Source organism: Candidatus Hydrogenedentota bacterium, assembly GCA_013359265.1.
GTDB lineage: Bacteria > Hydrogenedentota > Hydrogenedentia > Hydrogenedentales > SLHB01 > JABWCD01.
This window is the reverse complement of record JABWCD010000033.1, coordinates 59,405-79,549: the sequence shown is the minus strand read 5'-3', so window position 1 is coordinate 79,549 and position 20,145 is coordinate 59,405. Positions and strand designations below refer to the sequence as shown.

Sequence of the window (20,145 nt, the reverse complement as noted above, 5' to 3'; positions counted from 1 at the left end):
GCCAGGCATAACCTTCTCGTGCACGAAGACTTGGCGAGTCCCTGCACATCGTCGCTGACCGGGAGCAACGGGACTGCGCGTATCCATCGGAGTGCCTTGTCGCGGTGCGGAAACCGGGGGTGATCCAATTTGCCAACCACTTCGGCAGAGACAAACAAATCGTACCGAACCGACTGCGTCTCCCACCATTCTCGGCTGACTACACGGCGGTGTATGCTCGTTGGATCTTTTCTGTCGCCCACGCATGCACTGATAAAACTCGTCTCGAGATACACAGAAGGCATGGTTTCATCCGAACCGACGGTGCTGTCGCGAACCTAAGCTTCTCGGCACCAGTTTATCGTAGCATATGACTTGGTTCTTATCCGACCAAGTACAGATTCGTTGCCTGCGTCCGAATGGAACCATCTTCCGTATGGAATAGAGAGGGACGAAATGGCCCGTTCTAATCGCCCATGTACCGTGTCTCGTACCTACATATCCGCAAAAATCCCGTTTTCTGGATGGGCTTTAACTGGCAGGGAACGAGTCGGTTGTCCGTGCAATACTCGTGTTTTCATGCGCATCATTGCGCAGGTCGCTAATCGCGTTTGCAAGGGCAGTCGTTACGCAATTCATGGCTTCCGGTGAATAGTGGACCGCATCGACAAACGAATGCTCGAGTGTTTCGAGCTCGCGCATGCTCTCCCACCATATGAGTCTCGTATTTGCTTTGCCAAGCTGCTCGATGCGTCCTTTGAACCGTTCGTAACTCTTGCTCAGGCTCGCATCGTCGTCGAGGGCGCGGGCGAAGTTGCGCTCGACGGGCAGCCAAGCGAGAACGAGTTGGCAGTTGGGGGGCATCATGGTGGCGAGGTCATGCATCGCCGCTACCTGTACTTCGGAGAAATATGGCGGCGGCGCGTAATCGCTGCCCGTCCAGACGTGCTCGTCGATTCCCGACGATTGTACGTCCGGCCTCAGGTCAAAAGTGGTCGTACTCTTTCCCGCGGCCTCGGAGAATTTTCGGTAGCGCTGTTCTTCGGTCAACGGCACGAATGAAGCTGCCCAAATCCACGCCGGCGCTGTCCTCCGCTCCGACCAAGCGGGGAACGCCAGGTCGGCGAGCGCGATGGCGCGGCTCGAGGGGCTGCGCACCGCGAGCCGTTCGTCGAGTGTCGCAAGCCGCAGGAAGAGGCTGTCGTCCTCGTTGAACATCGGGCCGATGTAGAGCTGATACGGCAGGAGATCGATCACGACGCACTCAGCGTCCGCCAGGATTTCCGGATTGCGTCTGAAGAACGCAAGTACCCGCCAGAAGTTGTTACCGGCGAGCGAGTAGTTTGCGACTTCCGATTCGTTGATACCCAATTGTTCGGCGAAATGTCGAAGCGGGAGGGAACCTAGCCGCGACGTTCCCATGACAATTACCTTTGGATGGGCATGGCCGGATTGCCGGTACGCGATTTCGTTGACTAGGTACGACTTGTGGGCGTGGCTCTCCGGCGCAAAGAACAGCGCGTCCGAGATTAGAAAGAGTACGATGCGGGCCGCGACCAACAGCGCCAGGGCAAGCGCGCCGGCGGCAGCGGCGCGCGGCAGTGGCGGGTGATTTGCGTTAGAACTGAAAATAGATAAACGCTTCACCGGAATCTCCCCTCGAATACGAAATGGCCAGGGTGCCCGCGGCACAGAGGATTCCCCAACTCCACCAGGGCATTCTTGCGAAGATGATGCTGCGCCGCGACCACTGGAAGGCCATGTCCAGACCTATGACAACGAAGGCGCAGTATATGAGCATCGCCGATGCGCCCGGGAGCAGCTTGCCCGATCCCTCAACGTCCAACAATGCCGGCGCCAGACCGCCGAGATAATCGAGAGCTGTGGTCAGGTCCGCGCACCGGAATAGAATCCATGCAAACGACACCAAGTGAAAGGTAACGAGAATCCTCCACGCAGACCCTATGCTCGCGAGTGACGGGAAATGTGGGACGGTAGTTTCGCGCGGAGTTTTGCCTGCGATGATCTTGTGAATCGTGAGGTAGACGCCGTGAAGACCTCCCCAGAGTACATAGTTCCAGGAAGCGCCGTGCCAGAGCCCGCCCAGCAACATGGTTACCATCAGATTGCGGTACTGGCGCGCGGTCCCGTGACGGCTCCCACCAAGCGGAATATACAGGTAGTCTCGAAGCCATTCGGACAGGGATATGTGCCAGCGGCGCCAGAAGTCGGTGATGGTCGGAGCGAGATACGGCTGCCGAAAGTTCTCCATCAATTCGATACCCATCAGGCGGCTGACGCCACGGGCAATGTCGGTATAGCCGGAGAAATCGCAATAGATTTGAATCGCGAAGGAATACATCGCGACCCACAGCGCGGCCGAACTGTACACGTGCGGGTGGCTGAATACCGGGTCGGCGTACGGGGCGATGGCGTCGGCAATGGCTACCTTCTTTACGTAGCCGCACAACATGAGCGCGAGGCCGGAATTCCACTGGTCTCGCGTCACCACGCGCTGTTTCTGCAATTGCGGGAGCAAGCGGGAGGCCCGTTCGATGGGGCCTGCGACAAGTTGCGGAAAGTAGGACACGTAAAGGGCGAAGTCGACCAGACTGCGCGCGGGCTGCTGCGTGCCGCGGTATACGTCGATGACGTAAGCGAGTGACTGGAACGTGTAAAAACTGATGCCGACCGGCAGGACAACGGTGAGCAGCGGCACGTTGGCGTTTAGGCCGGCGAATTCCAGGAATGCGGCCGCGGAGTCTATGAAGAAGTTGAAGTACTTGAATACCGCCAGCATTCCGAGATTGACGACAAGGCTCGCTGCAAGGAGACATCTGCGTGTCCGTTGATTGGCCGCGCCGCCGAGGAGTAGGCCCAGCGAGTAATCGACCAGCGTGGAAATAGCGAGCAACGAGAGGAAGCGCCAATCCCACCAGCCGTAGAAAATGTAGCTTGCGACAAGGAGCATTCGGTTCTGATAGCGGTGGGGGAGGGCGTAGTACAACGGCAGCACGATCAGGAGAAACAGGAGGAATACGAACGAGTTGAATAACATGGAGCTTCGCGTGGTTGTCGTGACCGGTACGCCCCGCCGGGTTATTGAAATTCTCGAGCGCGATTGTAACGCATGTCGCTGGGTGCGGTCGCGTCGCTTGCACTACCGAACCGGAAACGACCTGCCGCTCCTAATCGGTTGCCCGCGCAGTACCATGGGCGCTATTCGAAAGGCAGCAATTGCAGACCCGGCACAAAATCGAAGTGTCTCCGGTTTCGCGTAAGAAGCCGGTAGCCATGGGATATTGCAGTCGCGGCGATAAGCGCATCGGGGATAAGCAAGCCGCGACTGAGATAGAAATCTCTTACGAGCGCTGCTGCAAGTATAGAAGCCGGCTCCGATATCGGGATCAAGCCGAACTCCGCAAGAAGTTCGTCGACGGCGCGTTTCTCCCGCGCATCGCGGCATCCAATCGTCAACTCCATCTGCGAGACAACGCTAACCAAAATAGATTCATCGCTTCGGAGTTCCTCGACCGCTTCGATCGATGGCCTGTAACGGCGCGACACGTCAATCAGGATGTCAGTGTCTGCCAGGATCATTGGTTGAATCAATGTTCCTGCGCCATTCAGTCTCGCGAATTTTGCGCACCCATGCAGCGCTGTCCTTCATGTCTTCTCGGTCGGCCCACATGCCGCAGAATTCCAGAGCGGTAAGGGGACGCTTCTGCCCTTTGGGCCCCGTTCCAGGTGCGGCCATTTCAAGAGCATCGAGAATATGAACAAGTGTATCTTGCTGTTCTGGTGACAAATTGCGAACGCGCTCAAGCAATGTATTTGTGTCGGGGGTCATATCGTCGAGTTCCGTTCTCTCGTCTGAACGAAGTATAACACGTTTGGGGAAGGCGCTCTGCGCAAAAACGACAGCGGCCCGTTGGTGTTTTGAATGCCAACGGGCCGCTTGTACAAATGAGCCGGCAATGACCTACTCTCCCACGCAGTTGCCCGCGCAGTACCATGGGCGCTGGTGAGCTTAACTACCGTGTTCGGAATGGGAACGGGTGTGGCCTCACCGCCATAATCACCGGCAAAGTCCGGCTTCCGTTTGTAGCGCCCGCTCTCTGTGGCGGGCGCATGCCGCCCGGCGCGGAGACCGGGCGCTACAAATACGGCTGCCTAATACTTAGACAGCGAACGCAAGGGTGCAAACAAGGTACCGTGAACGGAGTGTCCGGTTATAAGTGCTCCACGAGATTGTGCCTTTGGGGGCGCAATGCGCGTGGGGTTTTGGTTGGGTAAAAAACGGCCAAGCCTCACGGGCAATTAGTACTGGTCAGCTAAACGTCTCGCAACGCGTACACTTCCAGCCTATCACCTGGTAGTCTTCCAGGGCCCTTCAGGGGCTTTCGCCCAGGGAAATCTTATCTTGGAGTGGGCTTCGTGCTTAGATGCTTTCAGCGCTTATCCCGTCCGAACATAGCTACCCGGCGGTGCCACTGGCGTGACAACCGGAACACCATAGGTTCGTTCATCTCGGTCCTCTCGTACTAGAGACAACTCTCCTCAAATTTCCTACGCCCGCAACAGATAGGGACCGAACTGTCTCACGACGTTCTGAACCCAGCTCGCGTGCCACTTTAATCGGCGAACAGACGAACCCTTGGGACCTGCTTCAGCCCCAGGATGTGACGAGCCGACATCGAGGTGCCAAACCGCGCCGTCGATGTGAACTCTTGGGCGCGATTAGCCTGTTATCCCCGGGGTACCTTTTATCCGTTGAGCAACGGCCCTTCCATGCGGAACCGCTGGATCACTAAGCCCTACTTTCGTACCTGCTCGACTTGTGGGTCTCGCAGTCAAGCTTCCTTGTGCCTTTACACTCTACGCACGATTTCCAAACGTGCTGAGGAAACCTTGGGGCGCCTCAGTTACTCTTTATGAGGCGACCGCCCCAGTCAAACTACCCATCAGACACTGTCTCCCGCCCAGCTTCATGGGATCGGGGTTAGGCTTTCGTTTTAATCAGGGTGGTATTCCAAGGGTGACTCCACCGAGGCTAACGCCCCAGCTTCAACGTCTCCCACCTATCCTATACAGATCAAGACAAAAGCCAATATCAAACTGTAGTAAAGGTCCACGGGGTCTTTCCGTCTTGTTGCGGGTAACCTGCATCTTCACAGGTATTACAACTTCACCGGGACCACCCTTGAGACAATGCTCAGATCGTTACGCCATTCGTGCAGGTCGGAACTTACCCGACAAGGAATTTCGCTACCTTAGGACCGTTATAGTTACGGCCGCCATTAACCAGGGCTTCGGTTCAGAGCTTCGCACAACGAGTTATGCTAACTCCTCCCGTTAACCTTCCGGCATTGGGCAGGCGTCAGTCCCTATACGTTGTCTTACGACTTAGCAGAGACCTGTGTTTTTGATAAACAGTCGCCTGAGCCTCTTTGTTGCAACTCCGACCAGCTTACGGGGCAAGCCCTTCACCGGCCAGAGCACCCCTTCTTCCGAAGTTACGGGGCCAATTGGTCGAGTTCCTTAAGAGTGGTTCTCCCGAGCGCCTTAGAATACTCTTCTCACCCACCTGTGTCGGTTTACGGTACGGACACCGGCCCCCTCGCTAGGGGGTTTTCTAGGCAGTGTGGAATCGGACAATCCGACTTAGCCGAAGCTTCATCGTCCCTTAACGTCTCGGAGTAGTGCAACCCGGATTTGCCTGGGTTACCTCCTGCGCGCTTAGCCCGCCATCATCTTGCGAATGCCGAATGACGGGTGCCCTATCCTGCTGCGTCGCCCCATCGCTCAAACGGGAACGCGGTGGTACAGGAATCTTTGTGCCTGTTTTCCATCGCCTACGCCTTTCGGCCTCGGCTTAGGTTCCGACTAACCCCGGGCGGATTACCCTGGCCCGGGAAACCTTGGGTTTACGGCGGACAGGTTTCTCGCCTGTCTTGTCGTTACTAATGTCTGCATGATCGCTTCCGTACAGTTCACATGTCCTCGCGGTCATGCTTTGTCCCAGTACGGAATGCTCCCCTACCCCTCTGATCTTGCGATCAGAAGCCGTAGCTTCGGTTTCGAACTTAGCCCCGTTACATCTTCCGCGCATAATCACTCGACCAGTGAGCTGTTACGCACTCTTTGAATGAATGGCTGCTTCTAAGCCAACATCCTGGTTGTCTGGGCAATTACACATCGTTTCCCACTTAGTTCGAATTGGGGACCTTAGCTGACGGTCTGGATTCTTTTCCTTTCGACTACGGAGCTTATCCCCCGCAGTCTGACTGCCGCAGTTCCACAAACGGTATTCGGAGTTTGATTGGGTTCAGTAATCTGGTAGGACCCCTAGCCCATTCAGTGCTCTACCCCCGTTTGCTACCGTGCGACGCTATACCTAAATATATTTCGGGGAGAACCAGCTATATCCGAGTTTGGTTGGCCTTTCACCCCTATCCACAGCTCATCCAAAGCATTTTCAACTGCCACTGGTTCGGGCCTCCATTCCCTTTTACGGGAACTTTACCCTGGCCATGGATAGATCACCCGGTTTCGGGTCTACTCCGTGCAACTAATCGCCCTGTTCGGACTCGCTTTCGCTGCGGCTCCGGACCATAGGCCCTTAGCCTTGCTACACAGAGTAAGTCGCAGACTCATTATGCAAAAGGCACGCGGTCAGACGGGCCGAAGCCATCGTCCTCCCACTGATTGTAAGCGTACGGTTTCAGGTACTTTTTCACTCCCCCTTCGGGGTTCTTTTCACCTTTCCCTCACGGTACTAGTTCACTATCGGTCACCAAGTAGTATTTAGCCTTGGGAGATGGGCCTCCCTGATTCACGCGGGGTTCCACGTGACCCGCATTACTTGGGAACGAACAAAGAAGGTCTTGTCGCTTTCGCCTACCGGACTATCACCGTCTATGGTCCCGCTTACCCAGCGGTGTTCGGCTAACGGCAAGATTTGTAACCTTCCCGGGGCCTCGTATTGCCCCGACTGTTCGCCCCGCAACCCCCTACGCACAACGGATACGACCTGTCACGTACGTAGGGTTTGGGCTGTTCCGCGTTCGCTCGCCACTACTAGCGGAATCGCTTTTTGCTTTCTTTTCCTCGAGTTACTAAGATGTTTCAGTTCTCTCGGTTGGCTTCTATCGCCTATGGATTCAGCGGTAGATCGCCGGGGTTTGCCCGGCGGGGTTGCCCCATTCGGAGATCCACGGATAATGCTTGCTTCCAACAACCCGTGGCTTATCGCAGGTAGCTACGTCCTTCATCGCCTCTTGGTGCCAAGGCATTCACCATACGCCCTTAGTAGCTTGGCCAAAACCCGTATATTCACTGGAGTGCGTCCGGTTTGAATGGACACACCCCGGCGGATAACAGAATCTTATTCTAGACACTCTATTACGGTAGTCATTGCTGGCTACCCTTGCATTCAACTGTCAAAGAACGTCCCGCACGCCTTCTTCGGCGTGCGGAAAACTCGCATCAAGCGGTCCAGGACCGCTTGTCATCAACGTATTCGTTGTGCGCGCCCGCCGTTCCGTTCGCGGCTTTCGGGCCGCTGCCGGGGCACTTTTTTTTGCGAAGCGCAGAAAAAAGTGGAGATGATCGGGATCGAACCGACGACCTCCTGCTTGCAAAGCAGGCGCTCTCCCAACTGAGCTACATCCCCGAAGTGGGGGAGACCGTGGCCCGTGTTCGAGCGGTCAACGTTTCCGACGCTCGATCATCGAACATTCGATCACGCACAACCCATTCAACTGTAAAGAGTCGTAGATGGTGGGCCCGAGTAGAATCGAACTACCGACCTCACGGTTATCAGCCGTGCGCTCTAACCATCTGAGCTACGGGCCCACGCCCGATTCACTCGGGATTTTGCCCCTTAAGGGCTGAATACGATGCACATCAACGACGTGTCTTGCGATCGACCTGCGCGAATCCGCCGAAGCGGACCGCGTGGTGTTTTACTCCTTAGAAAGGAGGTGATCCAGCCGCACCTTCCGATACGGCTACCTTGTTACGACTTCATCCCCCTCACCAGACACACCTTAGACACCTCTCCCCCTTGCGGGTTGAGCCAGTGGCTTTGGGTGCACCCAACTCGGGTCATGTGACGGGCGGTGTGTACAAGGCCCGGGAACGTATTCACCGCGCCGTAGCTGATGCGCGATTACTAGCGATTCCGACTTCATGCAGTCGAGTTGCAGACTGCAATCCGAACTGAGGCCGGCTTTTTGGGATTGGCTCCACCTCGCGGTCTAGCGTCCCTCTGTACCGGCCATTGTAGCACGTGTGTAGCCCCAGGCGTAAGGGCCGTGATGACTTGACGTCGTCCCCACCTTCCTCCGACTTATCATCGGCAGTCTCCTCAGAGTGCCCGGCCGAACCGCTGGTAACTAAGGACAAGGGTTGCGCTCGTTGCGGGACTTAACCCAACATCTCACGACACGAGCTGACGACAGCCATGCAACACCTGTCTCCAGGTCCCCGAAGGGAAGACCTACTTTCATAGGGTGTCCTGGGATGTCAAGCCTGGGTAAGGTTCTTCGCGTTGCCTCGAATTAAACCACATGCTCCACCGCTTGTGCGGGCCCCCGTCAATTCCTTTGAGTTTCACCCTTGCGGGCGTACTCCCCAGGCGGTGCGCTTAATGCGTTAGCTGCGGCACAGAAGGGGTCGATACCTCCTACACCTAGCGCACAACGTTTACGGCATGGACTACCGGGGTATCTAATCCCGTTTGCTCCCCATGCTTTCGAGCCTCAGCGTCAGTAACGTGCCAGAGATCCGCTTTCGCCACCGGTGTTCCTCCAGATATCTACGCATTTCACCGCTACACCTGGAATTCCAATCTCCTCTCACGTACTCAAGCCAGGCAGTATCCAAAGCACGTCCAGAGTTGAGCCCTGGGATTTCACTTTAGACTTACCAAGCCGCCTGCGCTCCCTTTACGCCCAGTTATTCCGAACAACGCTTGCAACCTCCGTATTACCGCGGCTGCTGGCACGGAGTTAGCCGTTGCTTATTCCTGAGGTACCGTCAAATCCGACGCATTTCCTCGTCAAACAGTTCTTCCCTCAGAAAAGGACTTTACGACCCGAAGGCCTTCATCATCCACGCGGCATCGCTGGATCAGGGTTTCCCCCATTGTCCAATATTCCCTACTGCTGCCACCCGTAGGTGTCTGGGCCGTGTCTCAGTCCCAGTGTGGCCGATCAACCTCTCAGCTCGGCTACCCATCGAAGCCTTGGTGGGCTGTTATCCCGCCAACTAGCTAATGGGGCGCGGACTCATCTTTCGGCAAGGCTTTAGAGGCCTCTTTCTTTGCAGGGTCCTAGGGCCCCGCAACCACATGCGGTATTAGCGGCCGTTTCCAGCCGTTATCCCCCACCGAAAGGCAGATTATCCACGTGTTACGCACCCGTTCGCCGCTTTATTCGCCCTTGCGGGCCTTAATCGCGCGACTTGCATGTATGAAGCGTGCCGCCAGCGTTCGTTCTGAGCCAGGATCAAACTCTCCGATAAAAAGTTAACAGGACACCAGCAAGTATCTGCCGTGCCCTGCCTTTAACGAATAGTCGATTCCTTGCGGAATTCAATCTACTTAAAGGGGTCCGGTTCCGGACAGCGAACCATCCGTACCGGCTCATAATCCGTGCAAGGCATTGCTGCCCAACACGGCGCACAAGACATGTCTTAATGTTGACATGCATCGTATTCAACTCTCAAAGAACAAGGCCCGACAGACGGCACAACCCCCTCAGCCACAAGAGATTAAATTCCCCTGAAGGGCGCTAACCTCTGCGTCCGCCCGAAGCGCAACGCATCGTAAGCGTCATCTCGGCTTGGGGTTGCCCGCGGTCGGAAGACGATTTTCTCAACCGCCATCCATCTGCGAAGTGTATCACCAAACGACGCCCGTGTCAACCCCCGGCCCCAACTCCCGGCAGGCCATTTTCTACCCGCCCAAGGGGGACTTTCGCGACTCCGAAGCGCCATCGGCGTCCACAGCGAAGGTGGAGTTTACCGAACCGGAAACGGCGTTGTCAACCGACTGAACCCCCGGTGTTCCCAGGAATGCCTTACCCAACCCCAATCTTATATTTGTTCTAATGAAATGGTTACCTGTTATTTATAGCACCAGTCGGTTATCCGTCGGCACCCGAGAGTGGGGCGGGGGATTTGGCGTGTTGTTTCTCTCGAGCGATTTTCCGCAACTCTTTTCGGACTTCCCGAGCGGGTTGGTCCGGGTCGATTTGTCTGGCAAACGGCATACCCATGGTCACCAGGTTCGTTTCGCCGAGCGTCAGCCGATTGGACGGTTTTTCAAAGTATGCGTCAGATGCGGCCTCGATCCCGAATACGCCATTCGCCATTTCCGCGATATTGAGATACACATACATGATCCGGTCCTTGGACCACGACATCTCCATGAGCGTCGTGAAGTAGGCTTCGAGGCCCTTGCGAAGGATGGAGCGGCCCGGCCAGAGAAAACAGTTCTTGGCAACTTGCTGGCTGACGGTGCTGGACGCCGGCGCGCGTTCGCCCGCCTGCACGTGCAGCCGCGCAATCCGGATTCGATACCAGTTGAACCCATCGTGTTCGAAGAAGGTTGAGTCTTCGCGGGCCACAACGCTTTGAATCCAATTCGACGCGACTTTGCTTTCCGGCACCCATGCGTTCCGTACGCGTACGCCTTCCACGTGCCGAATGAGCATCACGGACGTAACCGGTGGATTCACCGCGCTGTATACGTTAACCCACATCGAGCATGCGGAGATGAAAAACATGCCCGTCCATGCAAGGCCGATCGATATTGATCGGATCGTGCCGCAATTGAACCAATGTTGAACGGTGAGCATCGCACCGATACCTTCGCGAATCCGTGCGCGCGCACCGAAATTCTCGCGTGCCCGAACCGGAACGGAATCTGGAACGATCGCGCCTCGACCTCGAAGGAACGTTCGCGTCTGTCGACTCAACAAGAAATGCAGCGCGTAAATCCCTGTCGCGGAGCCCACGGGAAAAAGGGGAATCTGACACACGGCCGCCGCGACCCCGAAAATCCACCGCACACGAACATTCGACGTTGGATTGGAGAGGCCCCCTCCGGCCATCACCGTGGAGAAGCCCAAAGCCATGAACGCCAACAAGACCGCAATCTCAGTCGGGCCGTTAGCCGCGATCTGGCCGATGACGTGCGCCACGACAATCCCAACGAGTACCAGGATCGCGACGGCTAACTGCGCCGCCCCAAGCACCCGTAAGAACCGGCCGACTGTCGCGATTGGTTCGGCGGCCCGCGACTTGTCTCGAGTTCGCGCACATTCACGGGATGACCAGAATGCGAGCGTCGCGAGCGACGCGACCCAAACAAACCAGTTATGCAGAAGGATGCGCTGTTCGGCGACCGCGTAGATACTGACTGCGACGTAAAGGTAGGCGCAGAATACTACAGGCCCATCATGCCGCCGGAGCCAGCGGCCTATGCGATCTCCGCGTTCAACGTGATCGGCTCGCCGGGCGATGACTCGTCGGATGCACGCGGCGAACGCGACAACGTGGGTCACCAGCAGAATCTCGCGGCCCCTAACGCCCGCGTAGTACATGTTCTGGGAGGATACGAGCGCATCGACGAAGTCAACGCCTTGCGTGTATCTCAGAAGTCCGGCAATCGTCAGCAGGAAACCAACGCCCAACATCGCAGCGGTGTACGCGGTGGGGAGAAGCGCCACGACGAAGAGGCTGGCAGCGGATTCAAACACGTTTCCCTCGATACAGAAGACAAACACAGGGACGAACGTGCATCCCAGCAATTTAATGCATAGAGACACGGTCTGGCGCAGAAACCCACTTCCGGATTGCGTTTCCACCGCTTCACATTCCCGCATTTGCCCAATGCCCACGAGGACCCGCAGCGATCGCGATTATCCTAGCGCGCAGTTACGCTGCCATCAATCCTGGGTTTTACCGACGCCTGTACTTCAATTTTCACTGGCCAACGCGAATGTTCGCTTGGGTGCCGCGCCGCGGCATCCTCGTATGTCCGTGAAATCTTCGCATTGCGGATTTCGGATCATGGCCGTACTATAGGCTTCGACTGAAACGCGCCAGACGGGGCTCACGGGTAGGGCGAGGCTCCGTCCGAGCCAGTACGGAAGGGAAGAGACCCATGCGATACTTCGTTGCCTTATTGATCTGTGTGGTGGCTGTCTCATGCCAGCGGTCCTCGTACTACGGGATGGACACCTGGGCCAAGCCGTACCGGCCAGCACCGGCGCAGATGGCGGCGTCGGATGACGACATTCGCGAATCGGTGTTTCGCTACGAAATGGTGCACAACGAATCGACGCAGGGCAGGAAGGCGCACGCGTATTACCTGTCGGTCGAGGGTGGGCAGGACCCGTCGGATGCGCTTATCCAGAAGTTCGTTAATAGCCAGACCCCGGTGAAGAAGCAGTCGGCGGCGCTGGTCACGTCCCAGACGCCATTGGGCGTGCATGACAAACAGACGGGATTGCCGGGTCTTGTACTGACCGTCGATTCGATCAAGCGGGATGGGGATGTCGAGGCCGTGGTGACCGGCGGGTATGTCGAAGGCGGACAGAGCGCCGCGAACAAGACGTATAAGATGCGGTTCCGGCATGGGCATTGGGTGGTGATTGATTCGTCCCGTGTGAAGTGAGGTATCGGGTATCGGGTATCGGGTATGGGTATCGGGTATCGGGTATCGGGTATCGGGTATCGGGTATCGGGTATCGGGTATCGGGTATCGGGTATCGGGTATCGGGTATCGGGTATCGGGTATCGCAGCAAGTTCCAGGACAGAAAAAGGCGCACTTGTCAAGGCTTCAATGAGCGTGCGAGCGTTTTCCAGACGCCAGACGCCAGACGCCAGACGCCAGACGCCAGACGCCAGACGCCAGACGCCAGATCCCAGACCCGGACCCCAGGCCCCGGACCCCGGACGCCAGACCCAGACCCGGGCCCCAAGCCCCGGGCCCTAGACCCAGACCCGGGCCCCAGGCCCGGGCCCCAGGCCCCGGGCCCCAGACCCGGACCCCAGGCCCCGGACCCGGACTCCAGGCCCCAAGTCCCAGACCCGGACCCCAGACGCAAAGCGCAACATAACGGTTGCATTTGTCATTGACCGGTGCTAATATGCAACTCGGAGGTTGCGTATTATGAATGAACGCATCATCAAGCAAATCGAACTGAAGGCCCCGGTTTCGAGGGTGTGGCGGGCGTTGACGGATCACGTCGAGTTTGGGAAGTGGTTCCGCGCGAAGATTGATCAGCCGTTTGCGGTCGGCGCGGTGTCGACGGGCCATATTACGTACCCGGGCTACGAACATTATAGATGGCACGCAGTTGTGGAGAAGATGGAGCGCGAGCGGCTGTTTTCGTTTCGATGGCCGCATCCCGCGGACCCGAACGATGCGGACTACTCGACCGCGCCGTTCACGTTGGTCGAGTTTACGCTCGAACCCATCGAAGGCGGCACGCGGCTGACCGTTGTCGAGTCAGGATTCGAGAATATTCCGCCGGAGCGGCGCGACACGGCGTTTCGCGAAAATGAAGGCGGCTGGGCCGAGCAGATGAAGAACATCGAGGCGCACATCCGTGGGACGTAATAGCAATCTCGCGGAACAACGCGAGACCGTAGTGCCGGTGTTCGCCGCGCTCGGCGATGGGACGCGGTTGTCGCTGATCGCGAAACTTGCAGGCGGGCAGACGCGAACAATCGCGCAGTTGACCGAGGGGTCGCAGATCACGCGGCAGGCGATCACAAAACACTTGCGCGTGCTTGAACGCGCCGGCATTGTGCACAATCGGCGCGAAGGCCGCGAGAGCCGGTTTGCGTTAGACACGAAACGCATCGATGACCTGCGTGCGTATCTCGACCAGGTATCGAACCAATGGGACAACGCGCTGTCGAGATTGAAAGATTTCGTCGAACAGGGTTAGCTGAACGACTACTTCGCGGTCGCACGCACAGCGGCGTCAGTGATGTTTACCGGCGCTTGCGGCGCATCGGGAAGCAGTTGCCGAAACGGGCTTCCTTTGTCGTAGTCGACCAATCACACCGACGAGCAGTATTAAACCGGAAGGAATGGAGAGCCCCAGGAACCAAAACATCGCTGGTTTCGTAAAGAAGGTGCTTTCGCCGTAATACTTACTGCCGATGCGCTCGGCAACGGACATGCGTATCGAAGGGAGCAAGTCATACAACGAATCACCAGGACACACCGTGTGCGTGCATGCGGAATCAGAATCGTTGCCGTCACGATGCCCGCAAATGGAATCTAGTTTAATCCCCATGCCGGGATGAAAGACCGTCTCCAAGGGGTCGATATTGTTTTTGCGCGCGGTCGTGGCAAGAATCCGCTCGAGGGCCCGCAACTGTTTCTTTTTCGGGGTGCGATCATCGAAAGTGCCGAGCATCGCGATGCCGACGGTACCGGTGTTCTGGCAGGAGAAATGCGCGCCCGTCACGCCGTTTCCGCCGGCGCGCCCCTCATAGACAACGCCGTTCGGGTCGCAGAGGTAATTGTAGCCGATATCGCCCCAGCCCCGCGTATACGTGTCGTAAGCCCAAATCGCGCGCACGGCGGCGGCCCAGTCGGTTTCTGCGTTGGATTTGGCCGTGTGATGCACAACGAGGTGCGTTATCGTGGCATACTCCGGCGGCCACAAGGGAGAATGTTTCCGATCGGGACAGCCCCATGCTTTTCGTTTCACGATTTGGAGTTCTTGCTTTGCTGCCGTCGGCGTTGGGCCGGGATTGATAACCGTTGCGGTCGCTTCGATCTCGTCGTGAGTGACAGAACCGTCCTCGGCACTTAGCTGAGCCTCGAACTGCGAAACAGCATTCTCAGCGAAAACCAGACCGAAATACGTTGGCCCATCGCCGGGATCGGAGCCGTCAACATCGATCGTCATCTCGCGCCATGGCGACCATGCCGAGTTGTCGCACGAAAAACGAACACTGACCTCCAAATGTTGAACGGCCTCGGGTGTCTTGTTGAGTCTAAGTCCAAAGACGGTGAACGGAAAAGGCGCGTGTTGGGTTGGCGCGCAATGCTTAAGTCCGTTCGCGGTCCGAAATGCGAAATCAATGTCGCTCACCTGCACGTTGCCGAACGCGCGCGGCGCAACGAACGCGATCGCGAACACGCACCCTGCAATCGCGCGCGGCATCCAATCGAATAAGTACTGAGGCATCGAGAGGCCGTTATTGGAGGCTGCGCAGGTATGCAACAACTGCCTCGGCGTCTTCATCCGACAGCCGGAAGGGTGGCATTGGCGGGCGCGGCCGGGAGTTCGTGGGACGCCAGATACCGGTTTGCAGCAGGTGCGCAACGTCCTCCGGCACTCCGCCGACCATTGGGCCGAGGGCGGGCGCGTTGCTTGCGAACGGCTGCATGTCCGGATACGTTGCCTTCGCGGGGATGACGCCGCCCATGAAGGCGTGTTCGCGGATCGGGTTGCCCTCGTGATCCTTCGGACTGTGGCACACTACGCACATCGCGACGCTATTGGCGAGGTACCGTCCGCGTTCGATCTGCGCGGCTTTTTCCGCGGCCAGGTCAGGCGTGGTGGCGGCGGTGTCGGTTGGTGGCGCAGTTTCGTCCGCGGCAGACACGCGCCGGTCCATTAAGGATGTGAAAACGAGCAGGAGCGCAATCGCGGCGAGCATAATGACGGCGACTGTTTGTCTCATACGATTACGCATGATTGGTCTCCTCAACTGGGTTCGTGTGGTACGAATCCATCATGCGCCGACGCGCACAAAATCGCAACGAGGGTTTGCGCCTCAACGAATCCGACCGATGATACGTCTTGCCGGGGAGGTCCAAGTAAGGGGACCGGGCCGGCGCATTCCACGGCGCTTTGCATGGGCCCGGCCCGCCGAGCGCAATGTCCGGCGCGCTTGGTGGTAGAATATTGCGTATGAGACATATTGGTACAGCAGCGGTGCTTTTCGGGTGCGCGTGCGCGTTCGCGCAGGAGGCGTCGCTCCAGGAGTACTTTGCGCGGGTCGAGGCACTTCAGCGCGATGGTGCGGCGATTGCCCAGCAGATTGGGCGCGATGCGCTAATCCAGCAGTACCGGGATCTCATCGCCGCGAACCCGGGAAACGCCAATAACATCCGGCTCGAAACGCAGATCGCGATGTTGTATGAATCGGATTTTACCGATCAGGGTTTGCCGCCGGACACGTACGCGGCGCATCAGGTCTATCAAAGTATCATTGCCGACTACGATCCCGATCATCCGTACATGGCGACCGTGCGCAAGCTCGGCGCGGACCGCGCAGCGGAGTTCGATCCAAACCTCGCGCAGGGGATGTACGAAGGCATTCTCACCGATTATCCAGACGAGGACGCGCTGGTTGTGCAGACGCAATACGCGATGGGACAACTTGCCGCAGACCAGGGCGATCCCGCGGCGGCTGAGAATTACTTTGGCCAGGTGATCGCGTACGCGCCGTCGGGCGCGCATGTATCCGAAGCAGAAGCGGCGAATATCAAGGCGTATCAGGAAAGCGCGGCCGCAAGTATGCTGAGCACGGCAATCGCAGGTGCGGACACGCCGCAGGAGCGATTGAAGGCGTTAAAGAAATTCCTGGAAAAGCACCAGGAATTGGAGGCTGCAAACGCCGAACTTGTGCAGCGGTTTGCGCAGGCGATCGAGCGGGGCGCGGGCCGTTCAAGCAATCCCGAAGAGGGTAACGACGCGACGGTTGAAGCGCTGTTGGCGTCGCTCAAGAAGAATAAGCCCGACGACAGGGCCGTGGCGTCGCGCCGCGAACGGGAGCGCGCACGCGAGGAACGCGCGCGTGACGTGGAAGAAGAGAAAGCAAAGCTGGCGCGAGCGGACACAGTTACGGGCGCTGCATTTCCCGACACCGGCGCGCCATCGCTTGCGCATGTGGAGCGTACTTCCGAACCGCGCACGGCTGGCGCGCGTGCGTCCAGCACGAGCCGAATAGTGTTCACGGTAGGCGCGGTCTGTTTTGTGTCGATTGCGGCGCTCGCCGCGTCAATGTTTGTCCGCGCGAAGGCACGATAGCTGCGGTTATTTCGAGTCGATGTGCCTTACGTGTACGAGCCGGCGACGCAGCATATCGACGGCCGCCAGGGACTGATCGAGCACCAGACACCCAATTAGCGTTTCATATTGTCAGCCGGCGGGGCGCATTTCGAGGAACAGCACTTCGTTGTAGATTGGCCGAAACCCTTCCAACTGAATCTTGACCGGGCCAAACACGTCGGCTTCGACAGTCTCCTGAGCGGCCGTCTCGATTTCGACTTTCGTACCGCCGTCCGTTGCGCCGAGGGGATCCTTCCACGCGAGCGGCAGCGTCATAAAAGCGGCGCCCATGTCCACCAACGTGTCTAGAATCGATTCCTGGCATCGCCGCAGACCCGGGTGGGGATGCCGAGGTGGAGGCAGGTGCCGACGAGTTCCGGCAGAATATCGCCGTAGCCGACGACGATGTGGTTCGACATGTGCGATGCCATGCATTCGTTCTTGTCGTAGCCGGGGATGTGGGCGTTCATGATCGGCCAGACAGGCGTCGTCTTGTTCAGGCGATCCTGCACTTCCGCGTCGGGCATCGCGATGACTTCGCCGGTGCCGCAGTCCATGCCGAGTTGGCCGAAGTGCTCATAGAAGCGCGCCCAAGTGATGACGCCCGGTTTCGACACACCACTGCACGTGCCACCGCCTTTCGGGAAGTACATCTTGGGTTGGCGGTAGACCTTTGTGTTTTTCCATCCACCCCAATGCGCGGGCGGCGCAGCACCGGAGATGAGAAACACCCATACGAACTTGCCCTTCCACGTGCGGCCCCAGCGCACGTCGTGGAGCGTAGTTTCCGGCGCCATACCTTTGCGCTGGTAGATGTCGTTCATCAGCGCCTGCGGGATACCCGCTCCGAGGTCGGTCTCGTTGAAGTGGACGATGGGCTTGCCCTTCTCGATCACCTTGCCGGTCTCGTAGCTGACGACATCCGGGCGATCGGAGTTGTTGAGCATGCCTTCGACGAGGTCGGACGCGGGCACGCAGCGCACCAAACCTAACTGATACGGAATACCGATGGACGAAAGTCCATAGCGTTCATAGATGCGCGCGGCGGCGGCGTACATTTTCATTTGCGTGAGGACTTGTCCGTGTACGAGTTGCTCGAAACCGTCCGTACCCCAATCGAACCAAACGCCTTTCTTGACGAGCCAGTTGAGATAGCCCTGCGCTTCCTCGTCGGGGACGAGGTCCATTTCCGCGAGCAGATCGGATTGGTTGAGATATTCGATTGGCATGCCTATAGCGCCGACCTTGCCGGGATCGAGCACGGCGTTGAGCATGCCCATGCACCCCGGATCGAGTTGACCCATGATGCGGCGGCGCTTGCGAATGTCGTCCGCGAGTTTTTTGCCAAACGTGTTCGCGGCGGGTGGGAGTTTCATTTTTGACGCATCGGCGACGTGCGACATGTCGTGAGCGCATTCGCCCGTCTTCACCCAATCCGCAAGTTTCTTCATGAAGTAGGTGTCGCTTGCGAAGGTCTCGCTCCAAAGGCGTGAATGCTTCACGCCGAGGCGCGCGAGCGTGCCGGCGTGATTCAAGAGCGCGACAAGGCCGGGCCACGTGCCGTCAAAATTCGCAACCAGCAGGATCGGCCCGCGGTGCGTTTGCAGCGCGCCGCTGACGTGATGCGAATAGGCCCAACAGCTCAAGACGATTACGACGGGCGCGTCGGCCTCGATCTTCGAGAAGATTTCCGTGCCCATGCACTGCTTGTTGATGAAGCCGTGCTTCTTCTTCGCGTCGTATTTCGGAAGGACATCCGTTTTCACGCCGAGCTTCTTGAACGCGGCGGCCACGTCCTTCAACGTTTTGTCCTGCATCGGCCAGCAGACGACGTCGGCGGCGTCGCGGAAATCGCCATTGGAGATGAGATAGACCGTCTTATCTTTCGCCATGATGTATTGACCCCCAATTCAGTCGCGCGAGCAGCGCGCGGTACCCAGTCTCAGTATAGACCTCATAGGACCTATGGAAATCGAAAACTGCCTACTTCACGATCGGCGTGAGCACGATGTTTCGATAGGAAATACCGGTGTGATCGCCCTGTAGGTAGATAGGCCCCGGTTTGAATTCGTCCGACGAAAGCGCGCCGCCGGTGCAGCCGAGCAACGGCTGATTGTCGATGATTGTCTTGCCGTTCAAGACAACGGTCACGTGGCGTTCGCAGAGCGTGATGTCGTAGGTCTGCCACTGTCCCGCAGGCTTCTCGGCGGCGACGGTCGGCGCGATGCGGCTGTAAATGGCGCCCATATTGTGCGCGTCGAGTTCCTCGCCATAGCTGTCTTCGACCTGCACCTCGTAGATGCCGCGCAGGTAGATGCCGCTATTGCCTTTTTCGCCGACGAGCACTTCGCACTTGAAATTGAAGTCCTCGAATTCCTGTTCGGTGCGGAGGTTGCCCCACGGTTTGTGGGGTTTGCCTTCCTCGTTCACGGGATTGTTTACAAGGATGCCGTCTTTGGCGCTCCAGCCGTTTTCCTGTTTGTCGTTGGTCAGCTTCCAGCCGTTCAGGTCTTTGCCATTGAACAGGGTGATCGGCTTACCGTATTTGACTTTCGATAGGTCCGGCGCGGCGGGGAGATCGGGAATCCGTTTGCCGGAGAATTCGCTCGTGGACGTGCCGACGCCGTTGGTGTTCGGTTCGGTGATCGAACACGCCGCGGTGTCGCCCGAGACGATGACACGAATGGTCTTCGTAAACGTCTGTTTCGCGATCACGTTGCCCGCGGCGTCCTTGCGCTCGACCTCGTTGTGCCGCGTGACGATCAGCGCATCGCCGTCAACGTAGACGCTTTCCGTGGGCACGACGCTGCCGCCACCCCAGAGAATATCGGCTTCGAGAAAACCGCGTTCGTTGGTGACGCCAAGCCAGCCCGCGCCGCCGCCGGGGATTGTCAAGGCCCAGCGCCCGAGATAGGGCGCTTCGGGGCCCGCGAACGCGCACACCGCGATGGAAAACGAGATAGTACTGCCGATTGCCAATTGTCGTAGCAGATTCATGGTCATTAACTCCCCGCGCCCAATAGGCAGTAGTATCCTCGCCGGTGTGAAGCGAATCAAGATCGCCGG

At 58.0% G+C, this 20,145-nt stretch carries 14 protein-coding genes, 2 tRNA genes and 3 rRNA genes; 4 read left to right on the top strand and 15 right to left on the bottom strand.

All coding sequences use genetic code 11. The features are described from left to right. Positions 1 to 510 precede the first annotated feature (510 nt). The 10 genes from HUU46_22800 to mtgA all read right to left on the bottom strand — a co-directional run bounded on the left by HUU46_22800 (position 511) and on the right by mtgA (position 10,844). Positions 511 to 1,626, bottom strand: a complete 1,116-nt coding sequence (locus HUU46_22800; protein NUM56471.1) for a hypothetical protein — start codon at positions 1,624 to 1,626, stop codon at positions 511 to 513. Further along, positions 1,598 to 3,037: an MBOAT family protein gene (locus tag HUU46_22795; GenBank protein ID NUM56470.1), complete on the bottom strand. Its 1,440-nt coding sequence runs from the start codon at positions 3,035 to 3,037 to the stop codon at positions 1,598 to 1,600. The genes HUU46_22800 and HUU46_22795 overlap by 29 nt, the downstream gene beginning before the upstream one ends. Positions 3,038 to 3,198: 161 nt before the next feature. Then, positions 3,199 to 3,579, bottom strand: coding sequence for a type II toxin-antitoxin system VapC family toxin (locus tag HUU46_22790; GenBank protein NUM56469.1), 381 nt, complete (start codon positions 3,577 to 3,579; stop codon positions 3,199 to 3,201). After that, complete coding sequence (locus tag HUU46_22785) at positions 3,560 to 3,829, bottom strand: hypothetical protein (protein ID NUM56468.1); 270 nt, start codon at positions 3,827 to 3,829, stop codon at positions 3,560 to 3,562. The genes HUU46_22790 and HUU46_22785 overlap by 20 nt, the downstream gene beginning before the upstream one ends. Positions 3,830 to 3,948: 119 nt before the next feature. Further along, positions 3,949 to 4,065: ribosomal RNA gene (rrf, locus tag HUU46_22780) — 5S ribosomal RNA — on the bottom strand. A 202-nt stretch (positions 4,066 to 4,267) separates the two neighbouring features. Continuing rightward, positions 4,268 to 7,304 (bottom strand): 23S ribosomal RNA (locus tag HUU46_22775). 277 nt (positions 7,305 to 7,581) lie between these two features. Further along, positions 7,582 to 7,654: transfer RNA gene (locus HUU46_22770), tRNA-Ala, on the bottom strand. A gap of 105 nt (positions 7,655 to 7,759) precedes the next feature. Further along, positions 7,760 to 7,836: transfer RNA gene (locus tag HUU46_22765), tRNA-Ile, on the bottom strand. Positions 7,837 to 7,949: 113 nt separating this feature from the next. Next, positions 7,950 to 9,508, bottom strand: a 16S ribosomal RNA gene (locus tag HUU46_22760). The 16S, 23S and 5S rRNA genes sit together here with 2 tRNA genes alongside, the layout of an rRNA operon. A 622-nt stretch (positions 9,509 to 10,130) precedes the next feature. Continuing rightward, the gene (mtgA, locus tag HUU46_22755) at positions 10,131 to 10,844 is read right to left on the bottom strand and encodes a monofunctional biosynthetic peptidoglycan transglycosylase (GenBank protein NUM56467.1); all 714 of its coding nucleotides are present in this window, start codon (positions 10,842 to 10,844) and stop codon (positions 10,131 to 10,133) included. Between the two features lie 1,310 nt (positions 10,845 to 12,154). Between mtgA and HUU46_22750 the strand changes: the two genes are divergently transcribed. The 3 genes from HUU46_22750 to HUU46_22740 all read left to right on the top strand — a co-directional run bounded on the left by HUU46_22750 (position 12,155) and on the right by HUU46_22740 (position 13,950). After that, positions 12,155 to 12,667 (top strand): hypothetical protein, encoded by a 513-nt coding sequence (locus HUU46_22750; protein ID NUM56466.1) that lies wholly within the window; start codon positions 12,155 to 12,157, stop codon positions 12,665 to 12,667. Positions 12,668 to 13,166: 499 nt separating this feature from the next. Continuing rightward, positions 13,167 to 13,616, top strand: coding sequence for an SRPBCC family protein (locus tag HUU46_22745; protein ID NUM56465.1), 450 nt, complete (start codon positions 13,167 to 13,169; stop codon positions 13,614 to 13,616). Next, the gene (locus tag HUU46_22740) at positions 13,606 to 13,950 is read left to right on the top strand and encodes a helix-turn-helix transcriptional regulator (GenBank protein ID NUM56464.1); all 345 of its coding nucleotides are present in this window, start codon (positions 13,606 to 13,608) and stop codon (positions 13,948 to 13,950) included. The genes HUU46_22745 and HUU46_22740 overlap by 11 nt, the downstream gene beginning before the upstream one ends. A gap of 36 nt (positions 13,951 to 13,986) precedes the next feature. Here HUU46_22740 and HUU46_22735 read toward each other — a convergent pair whose 3' ends face one another. Together HUU46_22735 and HUU46_22730 are read right to left on the bottom strand one after the other, a co-directional pair. Continuing rightward, complete coding sequence (locus HUU46_22735; protein ID NUM56463.1) at positions 13,987 to 15,207, bottom strand: N-acetylmuramoyl-L-alanine amidase; 1,221 nt, start codon at positions 15,205 to 15,207, stop codon at positions 13,987 to 13,989. 10 nt (positions 15,208 to 15,217) lie between these two features. Continuing rightward, positions 15,218 to 15,718 carry a c-type cytochrome gene (locus tag HUU46_22730; protein ID NUM56462.1) on the bottom strand — a complete coding sequence of 167 codons (501 nt, stop codon included), beginning with the start codon at positions 15,716 to 15,718 and terminating at the stop codon, positions 15,218 to 15,220. 218 nt (positions 15,719 to 15,936) lie between these two features. Between HUU46_22730 and HUU46_22725 the strand changes: the two genes are divergently transcribed. After that, positions 15,937 to 17,058, top strand: a complete 1,122-nt coding sequence (locus HUU46_22725; GenBank protein ID NUM56461.1) for a hypothetical protein — start codon at positions 15,937 to 15,939, stop codon at positions 17,056 to 17,058. A gap of 111 nt (positions 17,059 to 17,169) precedes the next feature. Here HUU46_22725 and HUU46_22720 read toward each other — a convergent pair whose 3' ends face one another. The 3 genes from HUU46_22720 to HUU46_22710 all read right to left on the bottom strand — a co-directional run bounded on the left by HUU46_22720 (position 17,170) and on the right by HUU46_22710 (position 20,082). After that, complete coding sequence (locus HUU46_22720) at positions 17,170 to 17,370, bottom strand: hypothetical protein (GenBank protein NUM56460.1); 201 nt, start codon at positions 17,368 to 17,370, stop codon at positions 17,170 to 17,172. Positions 17,371 to 17,384: 14 nt separating this feature from the next. After that, entirely contained in the window at positions 17,385 to 18,971 is a 1,587-nt protein-coding gene (locus HUU46_22715) for a fucose isomerase (GenBank protein ID NUM56459.1), read from the bottom strand. A 91-nt stretch (positions 18,972 to 19,062) separates the two neighbouring features. Beyond that, on the bottom strand, positions 19,063 to 20,082 hold the full coding sequence (locus tag HUU46_22710; GenBank protein ID NUM56458.1) for a DUF1080 domain-containing protein: 1,020 nt from the start codon (positions 20,080 to 20,082) through the stop codon (positions 19,063 to 19,065). Positions 20,083 to 20,145: the final 63 nt, after the last annotated feature.

Excerpts from the sequence above, each read along its gene's own strand:
- HUU46_22795 (NUM56470.1), bottom strand. The coding sequence starts at position 3,037 with ATGTTATTCAACTCGTTCGTATTCCTCCTGTTTCTCCTGATCGTGCTG.
- HUU46_22790 (NUM56469.1), bottom strand. The coding sequence starts at position 3,579 with ATGATCCTGGCAGACACTGACATCCTGATTGACGTGTCGCGCCGTTAC.
- HUU46_22785 (NUM56468.1), bottom strand. The coding sequence starts at position 3,829 with ATGACCCCCGACACAAATACATTGCTTGAGCGCGTTCGCAATTTGTCA.
- mtgA (NUM56467.1), bottom strand. The coding sequence starts at position 10,844 with ATGCTCACCGTTCAACATTGGTTCAATTGCGGCACGATCCGATCAATA.
- HUU46_22750 (NUM56466.1), top strand. The coding sequence starts at position 12,155 with ATGCGATACTTCGTTGCCTTATTGATCTGTGTGGTGGCTGTCTCATGC.
- HUU46_22745 (NUM56465.1), top strand. The coding sequence starts at position 13,167 with ATGAATGAACGCATCATCAAGCAAATCGAACTGAAGGCCCCGGTTTCG.
- HUU46_22735 (NUM56463.1), bottom strand. The coding sequence starts at position 15,207 with ATGCCTCAGTACTTATTCGATTGGATGCCGCGCGCGATTGCAGGGTGC.
- HUU46_22730 (NUM56462.1), bottom strand. The coding sequence starts at position 15,718 with ATGCGTAATCGTATGAGACAAACAGTCGCCGTCATTATGCTCGCCGCG.
- HUU46_22725 (NUM56461.1), top strand. The coding sequence starts at position 15,937 with ATGAGACATATTGGTACAGCAGCGGTGCTTTTCGGGTGCGCGTGCGCG.
- HUU46_22720 (NUM56460.1), bottom strand. The coding sequence starts at position 17,370 with ATGGGCGCCGCTTTTATGACGCTGCCGCTCGCGTGGAAGGATCCCCTC.
- HUU46_22715 (NUM56459.1), bottom strand. The coding sequence starts at position 18,971 with ATGGCGAAAGATAAGACGGTCTATCTCATCTCCAATGGCGATTTCCGC.
- HUU46_22710 (NUM56458.1), bottom strand. The coding sequence starts at position 20,082 with ATGACCATGAATCTGCTACGACAATTGGCAATCGGCAGTACTATCTCG.